The following is a 25,093-nucleotide window of genomic DNA, read 5'->3' as shown; positions in this document are numbered from 1 at the left end:
CAAAAAGTATTCAAAAGTTGCGCAGATGGTACTCTGTTAAAAAGAGATTGGACGACCATCTGCTAATGAACAAAATTGTGTTGGCAAGTGCACAACTTTTCGAGACCAAACGCTAAACTTTTTGATTGACAAACACAGCTGTACGCACTGTTTTTCAAACATGATCATTTGCGGCAATTGCGGTGAAGTTTTTCGCAGGGTCCATTGGAACAACCGCGGCAAAAAGTCCGTCGTTTGGCGCTGCGTCAGTCGCTTGGAAAACACCGGGCTATTCTGTGATGCCAGAACGGTTCCTGAAAACCAAATCGAACAGATGCTGGTCAGTGCTATCAATCAGACGCTTGGCCAAAAAAACACCTTTCTTGCTACCCTACAGGAAAATATCGAAAACGTCCTCAGCCGTGAGAATAATCAACCCCTGATTGATATTGAATTGCGACTTCAGGAACTTCAACAAGAGCTTTTGAAACTTGCCAGTTCTAAGGCCGACTATGAAGAAGTTGGTGCTGAAATTCACCGTTTGCATAATAAAAAACAAAAGCTTCAGCTGGAAAGCGCCGGACGGGATGACATAAAGAAACGAATTTCCGATATGAGTACTTTTTTGATGGAGCAGTCAACCTCCCTGACCGAATATGACGAGGCGCTTGTCCGGCGATTGATTGAAAAAGTCACCGTCTTTGAGGACAAATTCATTGTGGAATTCAAATCTGGTGTGAAAGTGGACATTAATGAAGATAATTCGGAGTAAATTTTTGGCACCCTACGTTGTAATAGCGCAGGGTGCTTTCTTGTGAATAGCAATTAATTTGTCAGTACATCTATTAAATGTTGGTGACAATTATAAATTTTATCAATATCATTAAGTGTTCCGAAATAAAAAGTTATGAGTGTATGATTATCAAGTTTATCACTTTGCACGTTATAACTTGCTGTTACCTTGTGATGTATGGATTCTAAAAACATATTCAATAACGGCTTAGTCATGATATATTCAATATTACTATCATTGATTTCTGATAACATATCTTGGAAAGATAAATCTTTATATTCACTGCGCTTATCTTGTAAGATAGAGTTAGGGTAAAGGTTAAAAACCACACCCGAATGATCTTTCAAAATTCGAACATATTGTTCGGCTCAATCAGCGACACCGGGATATGATTTTCCTAAACATCGTGCTATAATCTCCTTGTTAGAGAGATCGATGTGCGTACTTAATGGATCCCTTTTCTTATTAAGGTCTTATCCGTAAAAAAGCGTGTCACTCCACAGGGACGATTCGGTGTTTAGCTGGTTGGGTTACCTTCGGGTGTTACCCGTTTCAAATGCAAGGTTGTCCGGCGTTCTTTCTGGTGGATGCTCTGACTAGTTTGAACAGAAAGGTTGTCTTATTATGTCTGAATTTCTGAGTGATTTTGTTGTCGGTATTGACGTTTCCTCAGAGTTTTCTGTGGTCGCCATGCTTGAGCCCAATGGCTCATTGATTCGCAAACCTTTTCGGATCGATCACAATCCGGCGGGTTTCAACAAGCTGCTCGCAATCCTTAAAAAAGAAGAAGAGCGGCTGAAACAAAAGCCCATCTACTTTGTAGAATCTACGGGTATCTTTCATTTGCCACTCTTCTTCTTTTTGAAATCGAATGATCTCAAAGGATTTGTCCTCAATCCTCTATGTGTTCATTCTACCAAAAATTTCAACTTAAGAAAAGTAAAAAATGATGCAAAAGATGCAGAAGCCATTGCCCGGCTGGCTAAATTTCAGAATGTCAAGTATTCACTGGTTCCAGAACCCCAGATTCTTGCCCTGCGGATGTTGTTGCGTGAGTACTATGCAATTTCGGATATGCTGACTGAACTGAAAAACCGGCTGTGCACCGATCTTTATCTGCTTTTTCCGGGTTATCTGGATGTGTTCAGCGATCCTTGTGGCAAGACCTCGCTGAAAATTCTCAGAGATTATCCGACGCCTCAGGCTATTCTTTCTGAAAGTCCAGACACACTGGCAAAAATGATGGCATCAACCAGCCGCAAGGGGCTTATATGGGGACAGAAAAAAGCGGCCAAGCTCGTTGAAATGGCGCAGCTTTGCCTTTCAATGCCGCTGGAGTTTTCAATTCTCAGCCGCAAAATCCAGTTTCACCTTGATGGGATTGAAATGTTTCAGAACAATCAGGTTGGTCTGAAAGAACAGCTGGTTGGAATGATTTCGGATGTTGACTTTCCTAAAACTGTCCGAGAATCCATTGCACTTTTGGAATCCGTGCCAGGAATTGGTTTTATGACTGCGGCTACTTTTCTGGCCGAAATTGGCGATTTTTCGCGATTCCATTCACCAAAAGCACTGGTTGCCTTTTTTGGTATAGATCCCAGTGTCAATCAGTCCGGAAAGTTTAATGGGGATCGTAACAAAATTTCCAAACGTGGTACCCGGCTCGGGCGTAGAGTCCTATTTACAGCAGCTCTAGGTTCCATCCGCACCACCAGCAAAGGCGATCCAATGAATCCCGTTTTGCGGGATTACTATCAGAAGAAGTGCCAGAACAAGAAGAAAAAGGTAGCTCTTGTTGCTGTTATGAATAAGTTGCTTCATTACATCTTTGCGGTTCTCCGTGATCAAAAACCGTTTGAATTCAGGAGCCCCGAAGATCATCAGTCCTGGCGAAACAGCAACCGTTCCGACCTCGCTTTGGTCGCTTAACCCTGTAAATTTCGATTAGCTGTTTTGGGCCATTGTTCGGATTTTTTGATGGCTTGTTTACCATGCCATTTTTTATTCATCCTAATTTTTAAAAAATATGAAATTTGCTATTGACTTTTATTAGCTGGTCTTTCTGTCTATTAAAATGACGTAAAAGCTCCGTATGTACCGGATTTAAACAATCTCTTACGTTGTTTGCATATTCATTAATAGTTTCACTTATAATTTCACTTATATTATCAATTTCTGTGTTATCTAATTCATAGTGCGCTGTTATTAGCACAGAAAATTTGTTTTGTTCAGAAATAAATGTTGATTCTATTCCATATCCCTTTTGAAAGAGCACTTCCTTATTTGAAGCTGTTATATAATCCTTGCTTTTATTCCCAGATCTAATTTGCTTAGATATCGGTAAACAATCCGAATCACGTATAATAAGCCATTTTGCTTCATTAAAAACAATTTGGTTGTATGCCCTAGAATAAGAAAGTAGTTTATCGTTCAAGGAATCTATTCCATACAACTTGTCTATAAAAACACATGGTAACTCTGAACCATTTAGTTCAGAATATTTCTGTAACAAATTATTAAGAAAAACAACATCAGTTTCACCTTCACACAAAACAATTTTTTCCGCAATCCTTAATTTGTCAATTTTATCTATAGTTCCTATTAGGTTCTCCAGTATTAAATTTTTATATCCTGCTTCTATGCATTTTATTATTCCTGATTCTTTACGCTTGTTATCAATAAATAAAATTTCTTCATCAGGAATATAAGAGATGAATTGATCATTATGTGTAATTACAAAGGTTTGGCTATTGAGTATGGAACGTAATTCATTAATTAGATTTTTTTGTAATCGCATATGCAAGTGAGAGTCAGGCTCATCAATTAAAAGAATATACATTCCCGCGTTAATATATTCTAGAGATGAAAAAATTTCTGCAATCTGTAAAAAACCACTACCTTGGGATAAGATATTCGTCCCATTAACTAATAGTCTTATATATGTTTTATTATCTTTATCAACCTCATTAAATCTATACTCATCGTTCATAACATTAGTTATATGTTCTTCAATAAGTTCTTTAATATGTGAGGATTTTATTATTTTATTTCGGAGCACTTCATAACCTTTTCCACGAGAAATTTTATCAAGAACTTGGCTTTTATACATATATGGCTCTTTGGCTACAATATTAGCAATTGGACGAGATTCACAAATTATTAAAAAATTTGTCAAATTAAACTCTGAATTTTTCACCATATTTGAAAATCTATTAAACTCATTTCTGTCGATATAGGTTGTTTGTAAATAGGCATTATCTATCCCAATAACTTTTGAAACCTGAAACCCAAGACTGTAGATTTCTGCATTATATTTTATTACCAGAGATATTTCTATAGTTTTATTACTACTATACAACTCATGGTTAAGTAAATCTTTATCTTCAAAAATACGTAAATACTCATTATCGGAAAAAATTATATTTTTAGATGTAGCGTAGAAAGATTTTTTGTCCCTTTTTTGAATACTTGCATCAAAACAAATCTTCCATAAATGAATAGCTTCAAAAATAGTTGTTTTTCCAATATTGTTTTCACCAATTATTACATTGAATTTTTCATTGCAATTAATTTCTATCTGCTTTATAGACTTGAAATTTTTTATTTGAATTTTCTCAAGCATTTTGTGCTTCCCCCTCTTTACCAATACCTGGGTTATTTCTTTAGACAATATTTATATTATTTCAATCATAACTCATTCTAATAAATATATAGCCTGCATAATGCAAACATTCGAACTGACCACATAACCCCAGCCAATTCCTAAAAACCTCCAAATCAACCACTCAACAAGCCCCAAAAACCGAAAACATCTATATCGACTTCTCACCAAACACTGACATCTAAATCGCACTGTACGGGCCATAATCAGCTCTTTAGATCGATTCCCTCAAAGAATAATTTACCTGTTTTAGATAGTAAAATTATACCACAAAAAAAGAAAAAGCCCAGTAATACTGGACTTTCACATACCTACTATTTTTCCCGTGACATCAATACTACCGTCTCAACGTGCCCGGTACCCGGGAATAAATCCACCGGTTGAACCGCTTTGATGGCATAGCCGGCTTCGGTCAGATACTTAAGATCTCGCGCCAAAGTTGACGGATTACAGGAGACATAAATGACCCGTGGTGTTTCCAGTTCGGTGATCGCTGCCAGCAGCGTTTCTTCGCAGCCTTTACGAGGCGGATCGAGAATAATCAGGTCCGGCTTGAGACCTTCTTCTTTGATGATTTTCAGCATTTCATCTTCAGCCCGGCCTAAATGAAAGCTGGCATTTTCAATCTGATTGAGTCCGGCATTTTCCCGGGCATCGAGAATGGCATCCCCCACGCTTTCAATCCCGACGACCTGTTTGGCCTGAGCCGCCAGATAAAGACCGATGGTACCAGTACCGCAATACAGATCAAAGACGGTTTCACTGCCGGTTAAAGCGGCAAAGGCTTTGATGGTATCATAGAGTTTAACAGTCTGTTTGGAATTGACCTGGAAGAAGGAGTTGGGTGAAATTGAAAAATTCAGATCCCCGATCTCCTCAACCAGACGGGCAGCGCCGTGGACACAGAGACTTTTTTTGCCCAGGATGACATTGCCTTTTTCGCGGTTGATATTGACATAAATACTTTTGACATTGGGAATCCCGGCCAGAATCCCTTCCACAATGGCCTGACGCTGGCTTAAATCCTTGCCGTTAATGATCAGGGTGATCATGTTTTCGCCCTGGAGGTTGGTCCGTTGCAGCACGCCCCGGACATAACCCTTATGAGTGCGTTCATCATAGATGCTTAAATTCAGTTCCTGAATCAGGGCGTTGATGGTTTTAATGGCATCCGCCGCCGATTCCGGCTGGTTCAGACAGTCCTCAATATGAACCAGATTATGGGATTTTTTAGCATAGAAACCCATGCCCTTATTGTCCAGTTTAAACTGGGCTTTATTACGGTAACGCCGGGGATCTTCCATCCCGAGAATCGGTGCCACGTCGATTTCTTTGAGACCGCCGATCCGCTGCAGGGCATCCCCGACCATCTTCGCTTTCGCCCGTAACTGGCCGCCATAACTCATATGCAAAATCTGACAGCCTCCGCACTGCTCAAAATAGGGGCAGGCCGGGGTGACCCGTTCCGGTGAGGCCTGGCTGATCGACAGCAGGGTCCCCTGAGCATAGGTTTTTTTCACATTTCGGATCTCAACTTCCACCACGTCCCCGGGGAGGCCGCCTTCAACAAAGACGATCATGTTGTCCAGTCGTCCGACCCCTTCCCCACTATGGGTGATATCCATTAATTCCATTGTATACTTCTCGCCAACTTTAATCTGGTTGCTTGTTTCGTTCATTCTTACTTCCTTAATTTTTTTATTTTTTTTGTTTACTGATCGAGATAAGCCTTCATTTTTTCGAAGGATTCGTCCGAGATAATATGCTCAATGCCGCAGGCATCTTTCTCCGCAGTGCCCAGGGACACTTCCAGCGCCTTGACCAGAAACTCAGTAATGAGGCGGTGCTTTTCATAGACCTTTTCAGCTCGGTGCTTCCCGGCTTCGGTCAGATAGATCTGCCCATAGCGTTCATGTTCCACATAACCCAACTCTTTGAGTTTGCGGACGGCATCATTGGCGCTGGCCTTGCTGACCTTCAGTTCCAGGGCAACGTCGGTAATCCGCACGCCTTTGCCGTGTTTCTGACTCTCCAGATAAATGGTTTCAATATAATCCTCAATGGATTCAGTTAATTTTTTTTCCATTTTTACCTCTGCTTTTATCCTTATGGTTTATTTTTGACTGCTTCGCCTGAGCTGGCTTGGCTGATCTCGTTTTATTCGTGTGATTGGTTTTATTAGCTTGACCGACATGATGATCGCCACTTTTTACCTTGGCCGGAATCAGCGCTTTTTTCCCCGTCCCGATTAAATCTTCCCGGTAGGCTTTGGTCAGGGCCTCATGGACCAGCAGATAGTTCTCCCGCTTATTGTACTGCACCAGAGCCCGCTGCATGTTCTTCTCGCGCCCCTTGGGGACATAAACCGCCTCCATCGTCAGGGGGTTGACCCCGGTATGATACATGGCCGTAGCCACCGAGCCCGGAGTGGGATAAAAATCCTGGACCTGTTCCGGAAAAAAGCCCATGTCCCGGATATATTCGGCCAGCTTGACGGCATCCTGAAGACTACAGCCAGGATGACCGGTGATGAAATAAGGCAGCACAAACTGGTTTTTGCCCAGCTGATCATCAATCTGTTTGAACTGGCGGGCAAAGTTTTCATAGACCTTAAAGGACGGTTTGCCCATATGCCGCAGCACCTCGTCGGAGACATGTTCCGGAGCGACCCGCAGCTGTCCGCTGATATGATGCTCCACCAGTTCCCGGAAAAACGCCTTGTCCTGATCCAACGCCAGATAGTCATAACGGATGCCCGAGCGGATAAAAACTTTTTTAATCCCCGGCAGTTTCCGGACTGCCCGAAGGGTCTCCAGATAGGGCTTGTGGCTGGGGTCAATATTCTTGCAGGGTTCCGGCGCCAGACATTCGCGATCTTTACAATAGCCCCGGGTTTCCTGTTTTTTACAGGCCAGGTGCGAAAAATTAGCGGTGGGCCCGCCAATATCATGGATATAGCCTTTGAAATCCGGATCTTTTGCCATCCGTCCAGCTTCCCGGACAATTGAATCGCGGCTGCGCATCTGAACGTATTTACCCTGATGAATGGCCAAAGCACAAAAAGTACAGTTGCCATAGCAGCCCCGGTTGGCGGTGATACTGAACTTCACTTCTTCCAGCCCCGGCACGCCTCCCACCTGATCATAGACAGGATGCCAGCGGTAGGTAAAGGGCAGATCATAAAGGGCATCAAACTCGGCCTGAGAAAGCGGCTGCTGGGGTGGGTTCTGCTGCAGGTACCGATTGCCGGTGGGCTGCAGATACGTCCGCGGATCATGGGCATTGTTACTCTGGTAAATCAGCGCCGTGGCCCGGGCATAGGCCAGGGTATCGGCGATTACTTCTTCGGTGGCTGGCAGCATCACCGCATCACCAACTTCTGCTTCCCGGCTGATTACAGCGGTGCCCCGGATATGAGTCAGCTGGTTCACCGGGATTCCGGCATTCAGGCCGACCGCAATCTCAATCATTGCCAGTTCCCCCATACCGTAAACCAGCAGATCGGCCCGTGAATCAAAGAGAATCGGTCGTCTGACCTTTTCCTGCCAGTAATCGTAATGGGCAAAGCGACGCAGACTGGCTTCGATGCCGCCGATGATCAGGGGGATGTCACCAAAATTCTCGCGGATTTTGCCACAATACACGATGGTGGCCCGGTCTGGCCGTAGACCGGCCTGGCCGCCGGGTGCATAGACGTCCTCCCGGCGGCGCTTTTTATTTACCGTGAAATGGTTCACCATCGAATCCAGATTGCCGGCGGTGACCAGAAACCCCAGTCGGGGGGCGCCGAGCTTGTTAAAATCTTCGTTTTCCTGCCAGTTGGGTTGGGCAATGACGCCCACCGAAAAACCCCGGGATTGGAGCACCCGGCCGATGATGGCCGCCCCAAAAGAGGGATGATCCACATAGGCATCGCCGGTGACGAGAATAAAATCACATTGGGCAATGCCCTGGGCTTTCATCTCTTTTTTTGACATCGGCAGAAAACCCTTGTTTTCTTTGGGGGGGGTGTCGATTCGGGATTTTTGCCCTGAATCGTTGTTTGACTTTTTCATTCATACCCTTTCTTAATAATTTTTCACATTATTTATAACAAACCGCTAAAAAGTTTTTCTTAAAAAAGTTTAAAATAAACTGGAAAGTTAATCAGAATCACACTGAAGACAACCATAAAGAAGGTTTGATTGAGTTCAATGGTCATGCCAATGGTGTCTCCGGTCATGCCGCCGATTTTGTGCTGAAGATTTTTCATCAGCAGCAGGGCCGGCAACAGGCAAATCACAGCGGTCAGCAGACCCGGCAGACCCAGAATCAGGGTTGCATAACCAAGCAGCAAGACCAGATAAACAATAAAATGGTGCAGCTGGGTCATTTCCACAAAGCGTTTGCCCAAACCGCCGCCGCCAGGGGCATAGGTTGAAAAACAGGTGGACATGATCGCCATCACCCGGCCGAACACTGGCATCACCAGCAAAGCGGTGCTATATTCGGGCAGGATAATAGTATAGGTCATCCAATTGGTTAAAATGATCAGAATCAGACCGATGGCGCCAAAGGCTCCCAGGCGGCTGTCTTTCATGATTTCCATCATCTTTTCCCGGTCCCGGGCCGAAAACAGGGCGTCGGTGGTATCCGCAAAGCCGTCCAGATGGAGGCCGCCGGTGAGCCAGATATAGGCAATCACCATCAACAGCGCCTGGAGCTGAATAAAGTGGATCAACGAGAATAAAATGGATACCCCCCAAAGGATTGCGCCAATAAAAACCCCTACCAGGGGGATTAAAATCATCGATTCATAAAACTCCTCGGCACTGACATCCGCAAGCTTTATCGGGATCCGGGTAAAAAAAGAAATTGCTATTAAGATTTTTCGCATGCTGTTCTCCAATTAAATGATAGATCCGGGTTGGTTTAACCCGGAAAAAAGAAAAGCATGAATTTGCATTCATACTTTATCTGTCCGTTTTTTCTGAATTTTCGTTTTTTAAATGAATATCATTAAAGATAACTTAGACTTCATCCACAAAATCAAAACGATTTTCAATCAGTTGTTTTAATTGTTCAACTGCCCGTTTCTCGTCATCACCAGTTGCTTCGATTTGTATCTCGTCGCCTTTTTGAACGGCCAAAATCATCACACCCATAATGCTTTTGGCATTAACCCGGGTTGCTTCTTTTTTGATATAGATTTCGCTTTTAAAATCATTGGCTCTTTGAACAAAAAGTGAGGCTGGTTTTGCATGGAGTCCGGCCTTGTTATTAACGGTTACTTTATCAACTATCACAATAATCCACCCCTTTACTATAAAATTCCCCTATGCTACCATTATAACCTCAGACCGCTATTTTAGCAAGTAAACGACTTTTATTTCTTTTTAACTTGTAAAATCTTTTTTTAAGTTTTATAATGTATTATATGCAAAATGAAATTTGCACTTTGCGGAGGTGAAAAAAATGAAAGTAACAAAAGATATGGGCATCATGGATGCTGTTAATGCATATCCAGATTCAGTCAACGTATTCCAGGCTTACGGAATGCATTGCTTTGGTTGTATGGCTGCACGTTTTGAAAGCATTGAAGAAGGTGCTTTAGCACACGGTATTGATCCGGATGCACTGATCAAATCAGTTAACGATGCCTTAGATGCCATCGACTTGACAAAATAACAGGGTTACCAATTGGCAACGTATTTTTTAATACGTTGCTTTTTTTTATTTTTTTATCAATAACCTCTTGAAATCATCGGGCATAATTGTTACAATGATCAGAATCGAATAGATACGATAGAGGTGCGGACTTTAAGATTAACGGCGGTGACCATGGCAAATGGGATGATGCGTTGTGAAAGGAAAGCTCGCCGAAGGATAATGTTTTGCGAACCTTTTCCTGGGCTTACTGTTAAGAGCAGTAAGACTGTCATCATTTTTGTGATGGAGTGCTATCTAAAACCCAACGAAATCGCTTTTTTGTGCATTTCTTTGTTTTTTAGCCGGTACCCGTTACCGGCTTTTTTTTAATTTCAAATGGAAAATTTCAATTTTTGGAGGTAATATGAAATCTTATAATGTTGCAGTCGTCGGCGCCACCGGCATGGTGGGACAGAAAATGCTTCAGGTCCTGGCGGAACTTAAATTCCCGGTTAATAACCTGTATCCGATGGCATCCAAACGGTCGGCTGGTAAAGAAATTATGTTTAACGGAAAATCTTACGTGGTTCAGGAGCTTTGTGACGAAGCCTTTGACCAGGAGATTGATATTGCCCTATTCTCCGCCGGTGGCGACACCAGCGAACGATTTTCCCCAGTTGCCGCTGCCAAAGGCGTCATCGTCATTGACAACAGCAGTGCCTTCCGGATGGATCCATTAGTGCCGCTGGTGGTGCCCGAAGTTAACCCGGAAGATCTGGACTGGCACGGCAACATCATTGCCAACCCCAACTGCTCCACCATTCAGGCGGTAGTGGCGTTAAAACCGCTCTATGATGCCTTCGGCATCGACCGGATTGTTTATTCCACCTACCAGGCCGTTTCCGGTTCTGGGGTTAAGGGTTATGCCGATCTGGAAGGCGGGATCAAGGGCGAAGCCAATGCTTTCTATCCCCACCCGATTGCCTATAACGTGCTGCCCCACATCGACTCCTTCCTGGACAACGGCTACACCAAGGAAGAAATGAAGATGATCAACGAAACCCAGAAAATCCTTCATGACGACAGCCTGCGGATCACCGCCACCACCGTGCGGGTACCGGTTTTCTACAGCCACAGCGAAAGCATCAACGTGGAGCTGAAAAAACCGTTTGAGCTGGACTCGATCCGCTATATCTATAGCAATGCCCCGGGAATTGTTCTCCAGGATGACCCGGCCAACAATGTTTACCCGCTGGCCCGGGTGGCCGAAAACACCGATTCCGTCTATGTTGGCCGTCTGCGCCGGGACTTCAGTGTCGACAACGGCCTGAACCTCTGGGTCGTTGCCGACAACATCCGCAAAGGCGCCGCCTCCAACGCCGTCCAGATCGCCTTCGAACTGATTAAACGCGGCTTGATCTAGGCTCGTAAATCAAGGTTATGCTCTTTAGAACAATTATTTAGAATACTAACCCAGTACCGACAATTGTTACATCATGTTGTACGCATCGGAGCGGACACGGCATAGCCTGTCCGATCCTGCGCGAAGGCAACGAGCCAATCACAAGCTTGCTTGTAGTTGGCGACTGCCCGCGACCACTGCGAAATGAGCATAGCGAATTTCGCATGGCGCAGCGAACAACAGATTAACAATTGGTCGGTACGGTATCTCACACAAACCTCAAAACCCCAAAACCACAATCAAAGGAGATTGAAATGAGTATTTTTACAGGAAGCTGTGTCGCACTGGTTACCCCGTTTAAAGATGGGCAAGTTGATTTTGAACGCTTTCACAAACTGATTGACTGGCAGATTGAAAAGAAAACCGATGCCATTCTGATTGCCGGCACCACCGGTGAAACCTCAACCCTGACGGATGACGAGCATCTGGAACTGCTCCGGGATGCCGGCAAGTACATTAACGGCCGGGTGCCCTTTGTCGCCGGAACCGGCAGTAATGACACCGCCTATTCGATCATGCTGTCCAAAGAAGCCGAAAAAGCCGGGGCCGATGCGGCGCTGATCATTAACCCCTATTACAATAAATCCACCCAGCGGGGGATCATCGCTCATATTTCGGCGATTGCCAATGCCATCACAATTCCTGTGATCATTTACAATGTCCCCAGCCGCACCGGCATGAACATCGCCGTGTCCACCATTAAAGAACTGAGCAAGATCCCCAATGTGGCGGCCGTTAAAGAAGCCAGCGGCGATATCAGTCAGGTTACCGAAATTGCCCGGGTCTGTGGCAATGATATTGATATTTACAGCGGCAATGACGACCATGTGCTGTCGATTATGGCGGTTGGCGGCAAGGGTGTGATCTCGGTATCGGCCAACATTATTCCTGAAGACATGCATGAGCTGGTGGCCAGCTTTATGGCCGGAGATCTGGAACGCGCCCGGCAGCTGCAATTTAGCACCAACCTGGTTAATCTGGCGATGTTCTATGAAACCAACCCGATTCCAGTTAAAACCGCCATGGGCCTGATGGGTCTGGATACCGGCGAAATGCGGCTGCCGCTAATTGAAATGGAAGATTGTAATAAAGACAAACTGATTGCCGATTTAAAAGCCTACGGCTTATTATAGGAGGCAACCATGATCAATATTTTACTCAGCGGCGTCTCCGGCGCCATGGGCGGCACCCTGCAGCAGATTATTACCGCCAACCCCGATACCCAGGTGGTAGCCGGGTTTGATCAGCAGGCCATCACTACCCTGCCCTTTCCGGTATACAGCGATCTGGCCAACTGCACCGAAGCAGTCGATGTGATCATCGATTTCTCCCATTTTGCGGCCTTCCCGGCGATTTTCGGGTTTGCCCGAAGCAAAAAAATTCCCATCGTCATCGCCACTACCGGTCTGTCCGAAGCTGATCTGGCGGCCATTGATGAAGGGGCCAAAGAATTTCCGGTTTTTAAAACTGCCAACCTGTCGCTGGGGATCAATCTGATTGCCAAGATGTTAACAGAGATGGTGGGCCAGCTGGAAAGCGGCTTTGATATTGAAATCATCGAAAAGCACCACAATAAAAAGCTGGATGCCCCCAGCGGCACCGCCCTGCTTTTGGCCGACGCCATTAATGACGGGCTGGTCACCAAAAAAGACTACAGCTATGGCCGCTATGGCCGGGATGCCAAACGCACCGAAAACGAACTCGGCATCCACGCCATCCGCGGCGGCACCATCCCCGGCGAACACTCGGTGATCTTTGCCGGCAACGACGAAATCATCGAAGTCAACCACATCGCTCTGTCCAAGAAAGTCTTCGCCGAAGGCGCCGTCAAAGCCGCCCAATACCTGGTCGGCCAGGCCCCCGGCCGCTACGACATGGCCATGGTCGTCAACGACTAGTTCCCCCACACCATAACAGAAAGGATCATATAACAGTCGATTAATCACAGCTGCTACTGATTTAGAGGTTAATCTCATGAATATCGTTGTTCAAAAATATGGTGGAACCTCGGTTGGTTCCACCGAACGGATTCAAAATGTTGCCAAACGCATCATTGCCAAGAAAAAAAGCGGCCATCAGATTGTCGTGGTGGTTTCGGCCATGGGCAAAACCACTGATGAGCTGGTCAAGCTGGCCTATGCTATCAATCCCTCCCCGCCCAAGCGGGAGCTGGACCGGCTGCTGTCCACCGGCGAGCAGATCTCCATTTCACTGCTGTCGATGGCGCTGCAGGCGATGGGCTACGACGCCATTTCCTTTACCGGCCCCCAGGTCGGCATCCGCACCAGCGGCCGCCATACCAAGTCCCGGATTGCCGGCATTGATACCACCAAGATTCTGGAATCATTAAATGAAGATAAGATTGTCATCATCGCCGGTTTTCAGGGCGTCAATGAAAATGACGATGTCACCACCCTCGGCCGGGGCGGCTCGGACACTAGTGCCGTGGCCCTGGCCTGCGTACTGAATGCTCCCTGCGAAATCTACACTGATGTTGAAGGCATCTATGGGGTCGATCCCCGGCTTTATCCCCAGGCCAAAAAACTGGACGCTGTCTCATATGAAGAAATGCTGGAAATGGCCAGCCTCGGCGCCGGGGTCATGCATCCCCGGGCGATTGAGCTGGGCAGTAAATACGACACCCCGATCTGGGTGGCCTCCAGTGAATTCGACGTCCCCGGCACCATCATTAAAAAAGGAGAAAAAAACATGGAAGGACAATCCATCACCGGTGTGGCCATTGACAATGACGAAATTATGATTACCATCCGTGATATTCCCTTTGACATGAATATCACTTCCCAATTTTTCAGTCAGTTTGCCACTAAAAGCATTAACATCGATATGATCAGCCAAAGTGCCCCCATCGATGATCTCATTAATATTTCATTTACTGCCCCGGTCACCGATCTGGAGGATGCCAAGAAAATCCTCACTGCTTTTCAGGAAAAACACCCCGGTATCGGCATGATCATCAACGAAAACATTTCCAAGCTGTCAGTGGTGGGCATCGGCATGCGCAGCCAGTCCGGCGTGGCCGCCAAGTTTTTTGCCTTGTTAGCTGATAACAATATCCAAATGTTGATGATTACCACCTCGGAAATCCGGATCAGTTGCATCATCCCCTCCAAAGATAAGGATCAGGCTGTCACTGCCACTGCCGAAGCCTTTGATTTATAAGATCTTTAAATAATCAGGCCATTAAATGCAATCTGCCATAAAAATAATAAGCCAGCATACCGGACCACTTGGTTCGGTATGCTGGCTTATTGATTCAGGAGGGCTCCCTGTTATACTTTGGGATGACGGGGATTATTTGAGACAATATCAATGGCCCGGGTCAGTTCACTGGCCATATCCGCCTTATGCTGGGTGGTCACTTCCTCAACTTTTGAATACAGTAGTCCTTCGTGGGTCACAAAATAAGCAGGTTTCAGCTTATTCAGGGCGATTGCTTTAATATCTTCAATGCAGAGCTCACAGGTGCATAGTTCCGGATACTGTTCAAGCATATGTGGTAAAAATAAATCAACCGCATCCTCCATGTAATTTTTTAACATCTTTTTTCCTCCAAAGTTTGTCGATTTGTTCGCGGAGTATCGCGTATTTAAAATATTCTTTATTCAGGCAGGTACTTTCCTGACATTAGTATACTATTAAAACAATTCCATTTCAACCGTTTTCAGTTCAATGTTTGATATTTGCTTTTTTGTGCCGAAAAAATCCATTTCACATCAGATAAACCTGGTTTTTACCATTTTTCTTGGCCTGATACAAAGCCTGATCGGCCCGATAAATGATGCTGTACACGGTAGCATCGTCTCTAAAAACAGTAACCCCCAGACTGATGGTAATGCGTTCTCGTTCGAGAAAATGTTGCTCACTTACCCGTTGTCTGATTTTCTCAGCCAATGCCATTGCCCCCCTGGCATCGGTCTCCGGGAGAATGACCATAAATTCTTCCCCACCCCAGCGGCCGATCAAATCAGCAGAGCGGATAATGGCTTTAAAAAGCTTTGCCAGTTCGTACAAGACCAGATCGCCAGCCAAATGTCCGAAATGATCATTGATCTGTTTAAAATCATCGATGTCGATCATAATCAAACCAAAAGTTGCGGCTTTGGTTTTAGCCCGACAGAATTCAAGCTCCAGCGTGTAATCCAGTTTCACCCGATTATAGAGCTTAGTCAGGTTATCGGTTTCAGCGAGAGCGATGATTTTCTTGCGTATTTTTACCTTTTCGGTAATATCCCGGCTAATTGCCAGCAGTTCCCGGAAGTTATTTTGTTCATCATATATTCCGGATAGCACGGTATCGGTATAGATACTCTCACCATCCTTGCGAACCTGCCGTTGTTCAAAATTGATGGCGTCAAAGCGCTCGCCCTTTGCAACCATTTCTTTAATCCGCACTCTTTGACGATCCATCTCTTTTTGTACTCCTGGAAGAAAATAGCCGATTTCCCGATAATGGTTTTTAACTTCATCTGGCGTATAACCGGTTATTTTTTCAACTGATGGACTGATATAGGTGAAATTCCCGGACAAATCGACCGTTGCAATAATATCGCAGGCATTCTCGGTCATCAGCCGATGACGCTCTTCATTGTCCTGGCGCATCTTTTCCCAGTTTTTAATCGTCCGTAGGCTCTGCTCCAGTTCTAAAAAGTCAGCATCACCCTCAGCGATCTCAGGGATGTCATTATTCAGTATTTTATTAGTTAAAATGGCATTAATATAGTTGAGCATCGCCTTAGCATCATTACTTAACATTCTTTATCTCCAGCCTCCCCTCACTTGACTGTTTTTATCAATTAAATCCGTAAAATTGCTTTTGAGTCCCCGTCTCTAATTATTTAACCATTCCTCCGGCCCCTGAAACCGGGGATACTTCTGGGGATCCGCAACCGCGCCGTCGATGGTGATGGCGCCGGTGGGACAGAAATTATAGCAGCGCATACAGGCAGTACAGCCAGATGAAAAGACAAACCGCTGGCCCCGCAGCCGGATGCTGCCGGTGGGGCAGTTTTTGACGCAGTCCATGCAGCGGGTGCAGGTGGCGCTGTCGACACCAAGGGTCTGATAAAATTTGGCAATCGCTTCCGGTACTTTTTTGCGGATCATCGCGCCGACCAGCAGCTGCGGGCCGTGGCCTTTGATCCGTTTGTGGCCGGCGATCAGGCAATCCCCCAGGCGGTGCAGTTCCTGACGGCCCCGGACCATTCGTTTGCTCAGCCGGGCCCGGTCCACCGGCTTGCTGCTGGTGACATTATTACAGAGCTGAATATTGACGTAAGCCGACAGCGTCAGGCCCGAACCAGCCAGCAGCTTCTTGGTCTCGGTGGGTCCAAAGGCGTTGACATAGCCATAGGTATTGATGACATAGGTCGTTTTGGGACTTGGCAGCGGCCCGATCAGGCCCACTACGCGGCTTAAAAAGGTCCGCATAATCGGCGGAATGTCGCCGCCATAAATGGGGTTGGCAAAACCGATGGCATCGGCATCCGCAACAATCGCCCGGATCTGCTCATCACTGAGCTGGGAACCGATATCGATACTAAACAGCTCGGCCTGATGACCCTGGGCCTGAATGATCTTGGTAAATTCCGCAGCGGCCCAATGGGTATTACCGGTGCCGCTGAAATAAAAAGTTGAACATTTCATCGCATCTCCTTGTTTCGCTTAATCTCCGATCACCCGGGTTACAAAAATACCGGCGATATTTGGGTCAAACTGGGTGCCAGCCCCGTGAACGATGGCGAGGATGGCCTCGCTTTGAGCCAGCGCCGGCTGGTAGGGGTGATCGGTGCGCATCGCATCATAAGCCTCGGCAATTCCGATAATCCGCGACAGCAGGGGGATTTTGTGACCGGACAGGTGCTTGGGATAACCACTGCCATCCCACCATTCATGATGGCCCAGAATCGCCAGGGCAATTTCTGCCATGTCGGCAGTGGTGTTGGTAATATGGTAGCCAATTTCCGGATGCCGTTTAATCGCCACCCACTCATCGGCGGTCAAAGGGCCCTTTTTATTGAGCACCCCCGAATCAAGGGTGATCTTGCCGATGTCGTGAAGCCGGGCCACCCAATTAAGCGTCTCCATTTCCTTGTCACTGAGATGCATTTCCGCGGCGATCAATTGGGCATAGCGGCTGACATTTTCGCCATGCTCTTTTTCAAGCCCGCATTTATGGTACAGGGACGCCATAATCGTGCGAATGGTATTGTCCCGGACCTGGGGTTTCATCAGCAGTTTGTGCTTGTACATGTAATTTTCGGCATTTTTAAATACCACCATCACATCTTCCGACAGGTTTTTTTTGGTCTCCCAGCCGAAGGCGATCGAGAGCATCCCCTGGTCAACCGGGGCCAGGGCTACCGCCTGATTCATCCGCGCAACGATTTGGGCCGTGGCTTCCTCATCGGTTTTGGGCAGCAACAGCACAAATTCATCTCCACCCCAGCGGGCGGCCACATCATTGGGGCGGCAGAATTTTTTGATGATCTTACCGGTGGCATAGATCACTTCGTCTCCGGCCAGGTGGCCAAAGGAATCGTTGATCATTTTCAGATTGTTGATATCCCCCATAATAATCGAGAGCGGGAAATGGCGGCGGCCGTCAATGCGTTTGAGTTCTTCCTCAAAATAACGGCGGTTATAAAGCCCGGTCAGATGATCGTGGTAGCTGAGATATTCAATTTGCTCATTTTGGGCGGTCCGTTCGGAGATGTCCCGAAAAATAAGCACTACCCCGGTGGTCGCCCCCTCACCGTCCTTGACCGGGGTGGCGCTGTCCTCAATATTAAAGCGGTTCCCCTGGCGGTCGGTGATGACGGCGTGGTTGGTCGAGGCCGTACTTTGATCAGTCCGGAGCACCTCATCCACCGGATTGGGCACCAGATATTCGGGATTTTCATGAGTCAGGTTAAAAACCTGGCTAAAGCTTTGGCCCCGGGCCTCATCATTGGTCCAGCCGGTCAGCTCTTCGGCGACCCGATTGAGCATCGTCACCCGCTGCTCCAGATCCACCACGATAATGCCGTCCCCGACGCTTTTCATTACCTGATCCAGCTTTTTATGGCTGCATTCCAGCTGGTTGATGAGCAGATAAATCCCCGAAGCAACAAACAGCAAAATGCTGGCCCGAAGTAACGGCGCCATTAAAAAGGTCCCGTTACTGAGATAGTCCATGACGATATGGAAAACCCCCAGAAATATCGCCACCTGGATCACATATTGTTTGTACCATAGGCCTACCATCACAATCACGACGTAAAAGAGATGGGTGTAGACCACATCAATGCCCTTGAAATAATTAAAATACACCGCTACAAAAATCGTCCCCAGCAGACAGAGGCCGACGATGGTGATCCGGATCTGATGATTGTCTGTAACCTGATATCTTTCCATAAATTAATCCTCATTTCGTTGATCTTGCTTCGCTGTCGGTTTGATTGGATGCCGGCCTAATTCCGGCGGGATGGGGCTCCTGCAGTAAAGCGTATGAGCTTGGTCCTAATATTTGGTCCTAATATTATGATGAGATTGAATAGACACCTTTAATACGATAACGAAATGCGGCTGTTTTTTAGATCAGCCGCATTTCATTTAAATCGTCGATTCATCATGCCCACCGCTGCCCTGGGTTTACTCCGTGGCATCATTTCTCCTGTTACTACTTTCGTGTGTAGCTGTTATTATTTTACCATATCAGGGGGGTGATGAACAGGCTTTTAATTCGATTTCAATCCCGCTGGCGCAGGCCGCATTCCGGGCAAAAGTTATCATCCGAACCCAGGGCCGTACCGCATTGGGAACAGAATGCCGGTCGCTCCGCCGCCGCAGCAGGCATTTCCGGAACGGCATGATCCCGGACGCCCGGCAGCCGAGTTTCTTCAAAAATTTCCGGTTCAATAAAGCGCTCGGTATCATTTTCCAGGGCGACCATCTCGGCCAGGGACAGCTGAGCATCGCCCCAGTCATCATCGTCCCGCCAGCACAACCAGGATGCCGCCACATCATCCGGTGCCCCGATGGTCGGGTGCTGTTGGCGCATGGTTTTTATATAATCCAGCACCGCCATCCGATTGACCGCTTCAAAGCAGAGATTGATGGTGTCCTGCCGGTTTCCCGAGACGATCAGGCAGTCCTCCCCGGCTTCCTTGATGCGGGTGATCTTGTGCCAGAGAATGGCATTGCGATCCATCGGTGCCGCCCGATAATCAGTGCCCGGAACCGCCGCATAGCCGATCCGAAAGCCGGTTAAGGCGGTAAACTTGGCTTTTTTAGGCATCCGTTTTTCCCGCTTGACAAAAATGCCCAGCGGATTGAGCAGATATTCCGAGACAATCTCGGGCAGATCGCCCGCCGGGCTGGTTGGTAATGACCAGGTCATTGTTTCCATAGTATTCTCCTTTGGTTAGTCACTGCAATAAGCAGCGTTAATCGATTAATGTAAAACACGTCATCGCTATTATAAGTTAATAATTAATGTCAGGCCCGGAGCCGGAGGGATTTTTCGGTTGGCCTTGTCATTATTGACACTTGCCTATTCGACCCGATTCTTGCCCGATTTTTTAGCCCGATACAAGCGTTCATCGACACGATGCAAAAGCGTATCCACGGTATCGTCATGCTTAAAGGAACCGACCCCAAAACTGCAGGTAATCGCTCCGGTGATGTGGAATGGATGCTCTGAAATGATCATGCGGAGCCGCTGCGCAACTTTCAGGGCCTCCTCCAGTTGGCTATCCGGCAGAATGATGACAAATTCTTCGCCGCCCCATCTGGCCAAAATATCGGTTTTATTGATGTTGCGGCGAACAAGAGCAGTGAGTTCTTTTAACACCTGATCACCAACCAGATGCCCGAAATTATCGTTGACCGCTTTAAAATCGTCAATGTCAAACATAATTACGGCCAAATCCCGGGATCTCGCTTTGGCATTGTCGGCCATCTGGGCATATTCCTGATTGAATTTGGCTTTGTTATAGATCCCCGTCAAGGCGTCGGTTTCGGCCATTTTCACTAATTCGATGTTGTGAAGGTACTGGATCCGTTTATAATAATTGACACTGTAAGACGAAATACTGCTTAGAAAAATGACAATAGCGATATGAATCATTGCAGCCAGAAATTCAGAAATATTGATATCGGTAAAACTGATCGCCACAAAGACGAAATAGCCGATACTGATAAACAAAGCCGTAAAAACAGAAAAGAGCCAACGGTTATTAATCAGAAAAATCACCAGAATAATGATCATCACCCCGAAAGCCTGAATTAGAATGTCCGGGTTCGGAAATTGGTTGGAAATAAATATAAATGAGATCGAAATTAGAATTTCTAAGGCAGTAAACCAATAAATCAGTGTATCATAACGGGTATCCCGTTTGACTTTAAAATACAAACAAAACATCGCAACCAGAACAACACTGCGGTTGATAAAAATAGCCCTAAAATCATTGACATCGGTGATCAAAAAATACTCCGGGATAATAAACAGGAAATAGACCATCCCCGCCACCAGCATGGTAAATTTCACATAATTTAAATTCCTGGTAATTTCAGCATTGTAGAACTCTTTTTCCAATGCCTGATCCCGAAATTCGCCCCAGCGAATGGGCGTGCTGGTGTTATTTTTTTCTTTACTGGCGGTGCTATTTTGTCCCATTACGGCCTGCTTTCTTCTAAATTTGGATAATCTATATTATTTTACCATATCCGATCCATCACTGAACAGCCTTTTTGATCAATAACAGCCAAACAATAACCTTGCCATCAAACAGCTGCCATCCTTACTGTGGGGCGGCTGGGTTATTGATGGAAATTCATAGGCATTTAAAAAAACAGGCAGCGATGTTTTAGCTTACCTGTTTTGGAAAACGGATTTTGTTTTTCAAATGAACTGTGTTGATTCTAACTGCCCTTATTCTAAGATACCTTGCGGTAATTGTTAAGCTCGCCGTCAGATCTTATCCCTCCGGCCCCTGATAACGGGGAAACTTCTGGGGATCGGCGACCACGCCGTCGATGGTGATGACGCCGGTGGGGCTGGGAACTGATATCAATGGAAATCTGCTCAGCCTGATGGCCCTGATCCCGGATGATCCTGGATGATCCGGGTAAATTCTGATACCGCCCAGTGGGTGGTGCCGGTACCACTAAAATAAAAGGTTGCATACTTCATCTTGGTGGCCTTACTGTTTCTCTAAATATTTGTCGCTGCGGTTCTCGGCGTTTTGGCGCCGGTTGAAATAATAAAAGGGATAGTCAAAGGTATGGTAGACGCCCTTGCCAAAGGTGGCATTGCCAGGGGAATAGACGTCGACATTAACGGTGCTGCAGATCAGGGCGCCCTTGTCCAGATCGATCTGGGCATCGGCAAAATTCATCACCGGTTCAATGATTCCTTCGGAATTGCGTTTGGCCGAACCATCTTTATTGAGCCCGATGGACCCTAAGTTTTCGGCGGCGGTGGCCAGGGTTTCGTCACGTTTCCAGTTGATCGGATTGATCACCAGAGCGCCGGCGGTGATGACCGGGTTGCCCGGGGCTAAAACCTCGGGGGCTTCGGTATTATAAGAAACAATGACGCCGGTATCATCGGGACCTTCGGCAAATTTCAAATGGGGATTGGCCGCCAGGTAATCCTCGGTGACAGTATAGCCGACCACATAGGCCACCACCATCCGCTTGTAAACATCGGGATGGTCTTTTAAATAGCCCGACAGCAGGTTACTGGTGACGTCGGCGCCCTGGGAATGACCCGCCAGGATAAAGGGCCGGCCGTTGTTATAGTGTTTGAGATAGTATTCAAAGGCCGCGGTGGCATCGGTGGTGGGAATCCCGGCGATGGTTTCCTCACGGTCGACTGGTGACAGGTTGTCCTGGCGATAGAACGGCGCATAGATATTGGCCACCGTTTCAAAAGCCGTCGCCTGGCGGTCATAAGCCAGTTTGGCATTGGCCATCATGCCGGCGTCATCAATGGTACTGATGCTGGGATTGGTCTGATCGGCCGGGGCGTAAGTAGTGGGGTAGAGATAAAAGACATCCACCGCCTTGTCGGTGGTGCTGGGGATATTGAGCCAATGCTCAGCTTTTGAGTAATCGGTGACATCTTTCGGGGCCCCACATCCGGCCAGAACCAGGCCCAGACCGACAACCACCACCAACAAAGTGATGTTTTTTCTTTTCATTTCTCATTTCTCCTTTAACCCCTTTCGGGTTGCTGGTTTTATTATACCCGATCAGCCGGGGTTAATCACAACTTTTTTAACCTGATGGCGGTTAGAACGCCACCCCAAAGATCGCCCCGGAAACAAAGGGGATCAGCCAGATCAGCCAGACGATCAGACTGAGTTTATGAAAATTGGCCCGGGCTTTCTGATCATTCCTGACTAGAACCACCGTGGCCCAAACCGCATGAAAGAGCATCAGCAGAATCGCCAACAGGCCGGTGAAGCCATGAAAGCTCAACAGCGTGACGCCCCCTGCCAGTTCGCCCAGCAGCATGGTGCCGATGGTATCACACACCAGACCAAGATAAAACACGACCAGATGCCACACTTTTAGCTGACCCTGAAGCTTCTCACTCCAGACCCCAATTGAATAGAACACCAGCGCCATTGTAATGGCGGTACTTGCATAAACTAACATCATAATCCTCCTGATTATTTTTTAGATTGTGTTAAACTAAACCGACCTGATATCTGAACATTGTTCATTTGACGATAAAAATAAAATCACATCGACGTGATATGATTTATTTTAGCAGCTCTTTCAGAAACAACTCAAAGGTTTCATACCGAAATAACGGCATCTGAACGATGGTGATGCAATTCAAGATGATAAATTTTGCCGTTTCCTGAGCCCCCAACCTGATTTGGATGGTATTCTCTGCCGCCGCGCTGGTCAGCTCCGCGGCAATCAGGTCAATCAATTGATCGATAAAACGATGATCTTGTTGCAATCCACCCTCGCTATACGCCTGATCCCCATAAAGCTCCGGCGTCAGCCAATACTGCCGGAAGTTGCGGATAAAGATCTCCAATTCATTAAAAACCCGATTCAGCTTCAGATAAATGTCAGCATCTGCGGCGATGATTTCGGCAATAGCATCAAGGAAGCGCTGCCAATAGTCGGTCATCATTTCGAACACCAGGTCTTTTTTGGTCGGATAGTAATTATAGATGGTACCGAGGGCGATGCCACAGGCTTTTGATAAGGTGCGCATGCTTAACTTCTGATACCCCTGTTGATATAAGATCTCCTTGGCGTGACTTAAGATCAGCTGTTTGGGATTTTCAATGACCCGGGCCAATATCCTCCCTCCTTTCATCTTCAAATGAACTGCGTTCATTCTATAATATCCTACCGGGATTGTCAAGCGGGTCGTCAGTTATCTTTTGACAAACTGATAATCCCCTGATACTGCTTTCTAACCGGTGCATGCACCAAAACCGTGATCGCTTTTTGGGGACATTGATTGACGCAGCGATAGCAAAGGGTGCAGCGGTTCAGCTGCATGACGCTTTGATCGGTTATTTTAAGATTCTTCATTGGACAGATTGTGACGCATTTGCCACAACGGTTGCAATCGGCCGAAATTCGGACATCCCGTTCAGCCTTTTTTTCAAGGGCCCCAAAATGGGCCCGTTGGATCCATAAGCCCAGATGCCGGGAAACCGGATTAAAGCCACGCTTCTTGACCACTCCAGCGGTGATGTTCTGGCAGGTTCGGCGGAGCTTCTGTTCGGCCTTTTTTAGATAGCGTTGCTGCTTACTGGCGTTGGCCAGGGGAAACAAGAAGAAATTGCAGATATTGTTGGGCATATTAAAATGTTCAGCATAGCGAATATCGACTGGAACCCCTGCCAGCAATTCGGTGAAAACCCGGGCCCCGTCGCCCGAAAACAGCAGCTGGGTACAGAAAATGATCAGCCGTTTACCCGCAAATGCGGCTTGATTTTTGCGCACAAACGCGCGCATAATTTTGGGTACGCAGGAACCATAAATGGGATAACAGACGACAATGGTCTGCGCCGCGGTCATTATTTCGTTAAAATCCACAGCTTCCTCAATCGAATAACAGGTCGCGCCCATTATTTGCGAAAAGCGTTCGGCAATGTATTGTGAATTGCCGGTTCCTGAAAAATAGATGGTTATCATTGGTGCTGCTTCCTCCTGTTCGGTACTGCTCAGACGGATTGACTGCGCCTGGGACGGCCGATCCCGGTCAGTTTTTATCAATTAATGTCAGGCTCGCCCTCGACTCGATTCCGGCCCAGTTTTTTGGCTTGATATAAAGCATCATCCGCCCGCTTCATGACTGCATTATCCGCTTCTTCCGGGATAGGAAGAATCAAGGGGACGGTTCTTTGTGTTCTGTTCCGCGTTGCATTCATGCGGACACACTACCTCCGTCCGGGAGCAGTGAAAAAGTCGAAAAAACCAGTTTGACTACAGCATAAAAGACTAAGGACTCGAAATTCAAAATTACAAAATTCATGCCACCTGAAATTCAAAAACAGAACTTTTATGATTCAAAATGAGCAAAAAAATA

The 25,093-nt window shown here is 46.6% G+C and carries 24 protein-coding genes and 1 riboswitch; of the genes, 7 read left to right on the top strand and 17 right to left on the bottom strand.

Annotated features, from left to right (window positions below):
* The first annotated feature begins 160 nt into the window (after positions 1–160).
* Entirely contained in the window at positions 161–751 is a 591-nt protein-coding gene (locus ACEW8F_RS06885) for a recombinase zinc beta ribbon domain-containing protein (protein WP_373482738.1), read from the top strand.
* Between the two features lie 645 nt (positions 752–1,396).
* Positions 1,397–2,701 carry an IS110 family transposase gene (locus ACEW8F_RS06880; RefSeq protein WP_373482737.1) on the top strand — a complete coding sequence of 435 codons (1,305 nt, stop codon included), beginning with the start codon at positions 1,397–1,399 and terminating at the stop codon, positions 2,699–2,701.
* Positions 2,702–2,789: 88 nt separating this feature from the next.
* On the opposite strand, the gene ACEW8F_RS06875 is transcribed toward ACEW8F_RS06880, so the two are convergent.
* The 6 genes from ACEW8F_RS06875 to ACEW8F_RS06850 all read right to left on the bottom strand — a co-directional run bounded on the left by ACEW8F_RS06875 (position 2,790) and on the right by ACEW8F_RS06850 (position 9,718).
* Positions 2,790–4,394: an ATP-dependent endonuclease gene (locus ACEW8F_RS06875; RefSeq protein ID WP_373482736.1), complete on the bottom strand. Its 1,605-nt coding sequence runs from the start codon at positions 4,392–4,394 to the stop codon at positions 2,790–2,792.
* Positions 4,395–4,747: 353 nt separating this feature from the next.
* Positions 4,748–6,112, bottom strand: a complete 1,365-nt coding sequence (gene rlmD / locus ACEW8F_RS06870; protein ID WP_373482735.1) for a 23S rRNA (uracil(1939)-C(5))-methyltransferase RlmD — start codon at positions 6,110–6,112, stop codon at positions 4,748–4,750.
* Between the two features lie 32 nt (positions 6,113–6,144).
* Positions 6,145–6,519 (bottom strand): metal-dependent transcriptional regulator, encoded by a 375-nt coding sequence (locus ACEW8F_RS06865; RefSeq protein ID WP_373482734.1) that lies wholly within the window; start codon positions 6,517–6,519, stop codon positions 6,145–6,147.
* Positions 6,500–8,488, bottom strand: a complete 1,989-nt coding sequence (locus ACEW8F_RS06860; protein WP_373482733.1) for a YgiQ family radical SAM protein — start codon at positions 8,486–8,488, stop codon at positions 6,500–6,502. The genes ACEW8F_RS06865 and ACEW8F_RS06860 overlap by 20 nt, the downstream gene beginning before the upstream one ends.
* Positions 8,489–8,547: 59 nt before the next feature.
* Positions 8,548–9,309 carry an adenosylcobinamide-GDP ribazoletransferase gene (gene cobS, locus ACEW8F_RS06855; protein WP_373482732.1) on the bottom strand — a complete coding sequence of 254 codons (762 nt, stop codon included), beginning with the start codon at positions 9,307–9,309 and terminating at the stop codon, positions 8,548–8,550.
* 133 nt (positions 9,310–9,442) lie between these two features.
* Positions 9,443–9,718: an HPr family phosphocarrier protein gene (locus ACEW8F_RS06850; protein WP_373482731.1), complete on the bottom strand. Its 276-nt coding sequence runs from the start codon at positions 9,716–9,718 to the stop codon at positions 9,443–9,445.
* 169 nt (positions 9,719–9,887) lie between these two features.
* Between ACEW8F_RS06850 and ACEW8F_RS06845 the strand changes: the two genes are divergently transcribed.
* The 5 genes from ACEW8F_RS06845 to ACEW8F_RS06825 all read left to right on the top strand — a co-directional run bounded on the left by ACEW8F_RS06845 (position 9,888) and on the right by ACEW8F_RS06825 (position 14,703).
* Positions 9,888–10,100, top strand: a complete 213-nt coding sequence (locus ACEW8F_RS06845; RefSeq protein WP_373482730.1) for a DUF1858 domain-containing protein — start codon at positions 9,888–9,890, stop codon at positions 10,098–10,100.
* Positions 10,101–10,210: 110 nt separating this feature from the next.
* A riboswitch (Lysine riboswitch) is annotated at positions 10,211–10,383 on the top strand.
* Positions 10,384–10,485: 102 nt separating this feature from the next.
* Positions 10,486–11,484, top strand: a complete 999-nt coding sequence (locus tag ACEW8F_RS06840; RefSeq protein ID WP_373482729.1) for an aspartate-semialdehyde dehydrogenase — start codon at positions 10,486–10,488, stop codon at positions 11,482–11,484.
* Positions 11,485–11,777: 293 nt separating this feature from the next.
* The gene (dapA, locus tag ACEW8F_RS06835) at positions 11,778–12,656 is read left to right on the top strand and encodes a 4-hydroxy-tetrahydrodipicolinate synthase (protein ID WP_373482728.1); all 879 of its coding nucleotides are present in this window, start codon (positions 11,778–11,780) and stop codon (positions 12,654–12,656) included.
* Positions 12,657–12,665: 9 nt separating this feature from the next.
* Complete coding sequence (dapB, locus tag ACEW8F_RS06830; RefSeq protein WP_373482727.1) at positions 12,666–13,421, top strand: 4-hydroxy-tetrahydrodipicolinate reductase; 756 nt, start codon at positions 12,666–12,668, stop codon at positions 13,419–13,421.
* A gap of 76 nt (positions 13,422–13,497) precedes the next feature.
* A complete protein-coding gene (locus tag ACEW8F_RS06825; RefSeq protein ID WP_373482726.1) occupies positions 13,498–14,703 on the top strand; it encodes an aspartate kinase in 1,206 nt (401 codons plus the stop codon).
* Positions 14,704–14,813: 110 nt separating this feature from the next.
* Here the strand turns inward: ACEW8F_RS06825 and ACEW8F_RS06820 are convergent, their stop codons facing one another.
* The 11 genes from ACEW8F_RS06820 to ACEW8F_RS06770 form a co-directional block, all read right to left on the bottom strand.
* Positions 14,814–15,083 carry a late competence development ComFB family protein gene (locus ACEW8F_RS06820; RefSeq protein ID WP_373482725.1) on the bottom strand — a complete coding sequence of 90 codons (270 nt, stop codon included), beginning with the start codon at positions 15,081–15,083 and terminating at the stop codon, positions 14,814–14,816.
* A 169-nt stretch (positions 15,084–15,252) separates the two neighbouring features.
* Entirely contained in the window at positions 15,253–16,296 is a 1,044-nt protein-coding gene (locus tag ACEW8F_RS06815) for a diguanylate cyclase (RefSeq protein ID WP_373482724.1), read from the bottom strand.
* Between the two features lie 75 nt (positions 16,297–16,371).
* Positions 16,372–17,187, bottom strand: coding sequence for an EFR1 family ferrodoxin (locus ACEW8F_RS06810; protein WP_373482723.1), 816 nt, complete (start codon positions 17,185–17,187; stop codon positions 16,372–16,374).
* 18 nt (positions 17,188–17,205) lie between these two features.
* Complete coding sequence (locus ACEW8F_RS06805) at positions 17,206–18,936, bottom strand: diguanylate cyclase domain-containing protein (protein ID WP_373482722.1); 1,731 nt, start codon at positions 18,934–18,936, stop codon at positions 17,206–17,208.
* A 334-nt stretch (positions 18,937–19,270) separates the two neighbouring features.
* Positions 19,271–19,930, bottom strand: a complete 660-nt coding sequence (locus tag ACEW8F_RS06800; protein WP_373482721.1) for a zinc ribbon domain-containing protein — start codon at positions 19,928–19,930, stop codon at positions 19,271–19,273.
* Positions 19,931–20,074: 144 nt separating this feature from the next.
* Positions 20,075–21,199, bottom strand: a complete 1,125-nt coding sequence (locus tag ACEW8F_RS06795; protein WP_373482720.1) for a GGDEF domain-containing protein — start codon at positions 21,197–21,199, stop codon at positions 20,075–20,077.
* A 526-nt stretch (positions 21,200–21,725) separates the two neighbouring features.
* Positions 21,726–22,727, bottom strand: coding sequence for a DUF3089 domain-containing protein (locus tag ACEW8F_RS06790; RefSeq protein WP_373482719.1), 1,002 nt, complete (start codon positions 22,725–22,727; stop codon positions 21,726–21,728).
* 91 nt (positions 22,728–22,818) lie between these two features.
* Positions 22,819–23,190 carry an HsmA family protein gene (locus tag ACEW8F_RS06785; protein WP_373482718.1) on the bottom strand — a complete coding sequence of 124 codons (372 nt, stop codon included), beginning with the start codon at positions 23,188–23,190 and terminating at the stop codon, positions 22,819–22,821.
* Between the two features lie 103 nt (positions 23,191–23,293).
* Complete coding sequence (locus ACEW8F_RS06780; protein WP_373482717.1) at positions 23,294–23,890, bottom strand: TetR/AcrR family transcriptional regulator; 597 nt, start codon at positions 23,888–23,890, stop codon at positions 23,294–23,296.
* 35 nt (positions 23,891–23,925) lie between these two features.
* The gene (locus ACEW8F_RS06775) at positions 23,926–24,699 is read right to left on the bottom strand and encodes an EFR1 family ferrodoxin (protein ID WP_373482716.1); all 774 of its coding nucleotides are present in this window, start codon (positions 24,697–24,699) and stop codon (positions 23,926–23,928) included.
* A 77-nt stretch (positions 24,700–24,776) separates the two neighbouring features.
* The gene (locus ACEW8F_RS06770; RefSeq protein WP_373482715.1) at positions 24,777–24,935 is read right to left on the bottom strand and encodes a hypothetical protein; all 159 of its coding nucleotides are present in this window, start codon (positions 24,933–24,935) and stop codon (positions 24,777–24,779) included.
* Between the last annotated feature and the right edge of the window lie 158 nt (positions 24,936–25,093).

Origin of the sequence: Acetobacterium sp. (genome assembly GCF_041752335.1) — a bacterium.
Classification (GTDB): domain Bacteria; phylum Bacillota; class Clostridia; order Eubacteriales; family Eubacteriaceae; genus Acetobacterium.
Note: the sequence above shows the minus strand (reverse complement) of the source record. Positions and strands in the feature narration are given on the sequence as shown.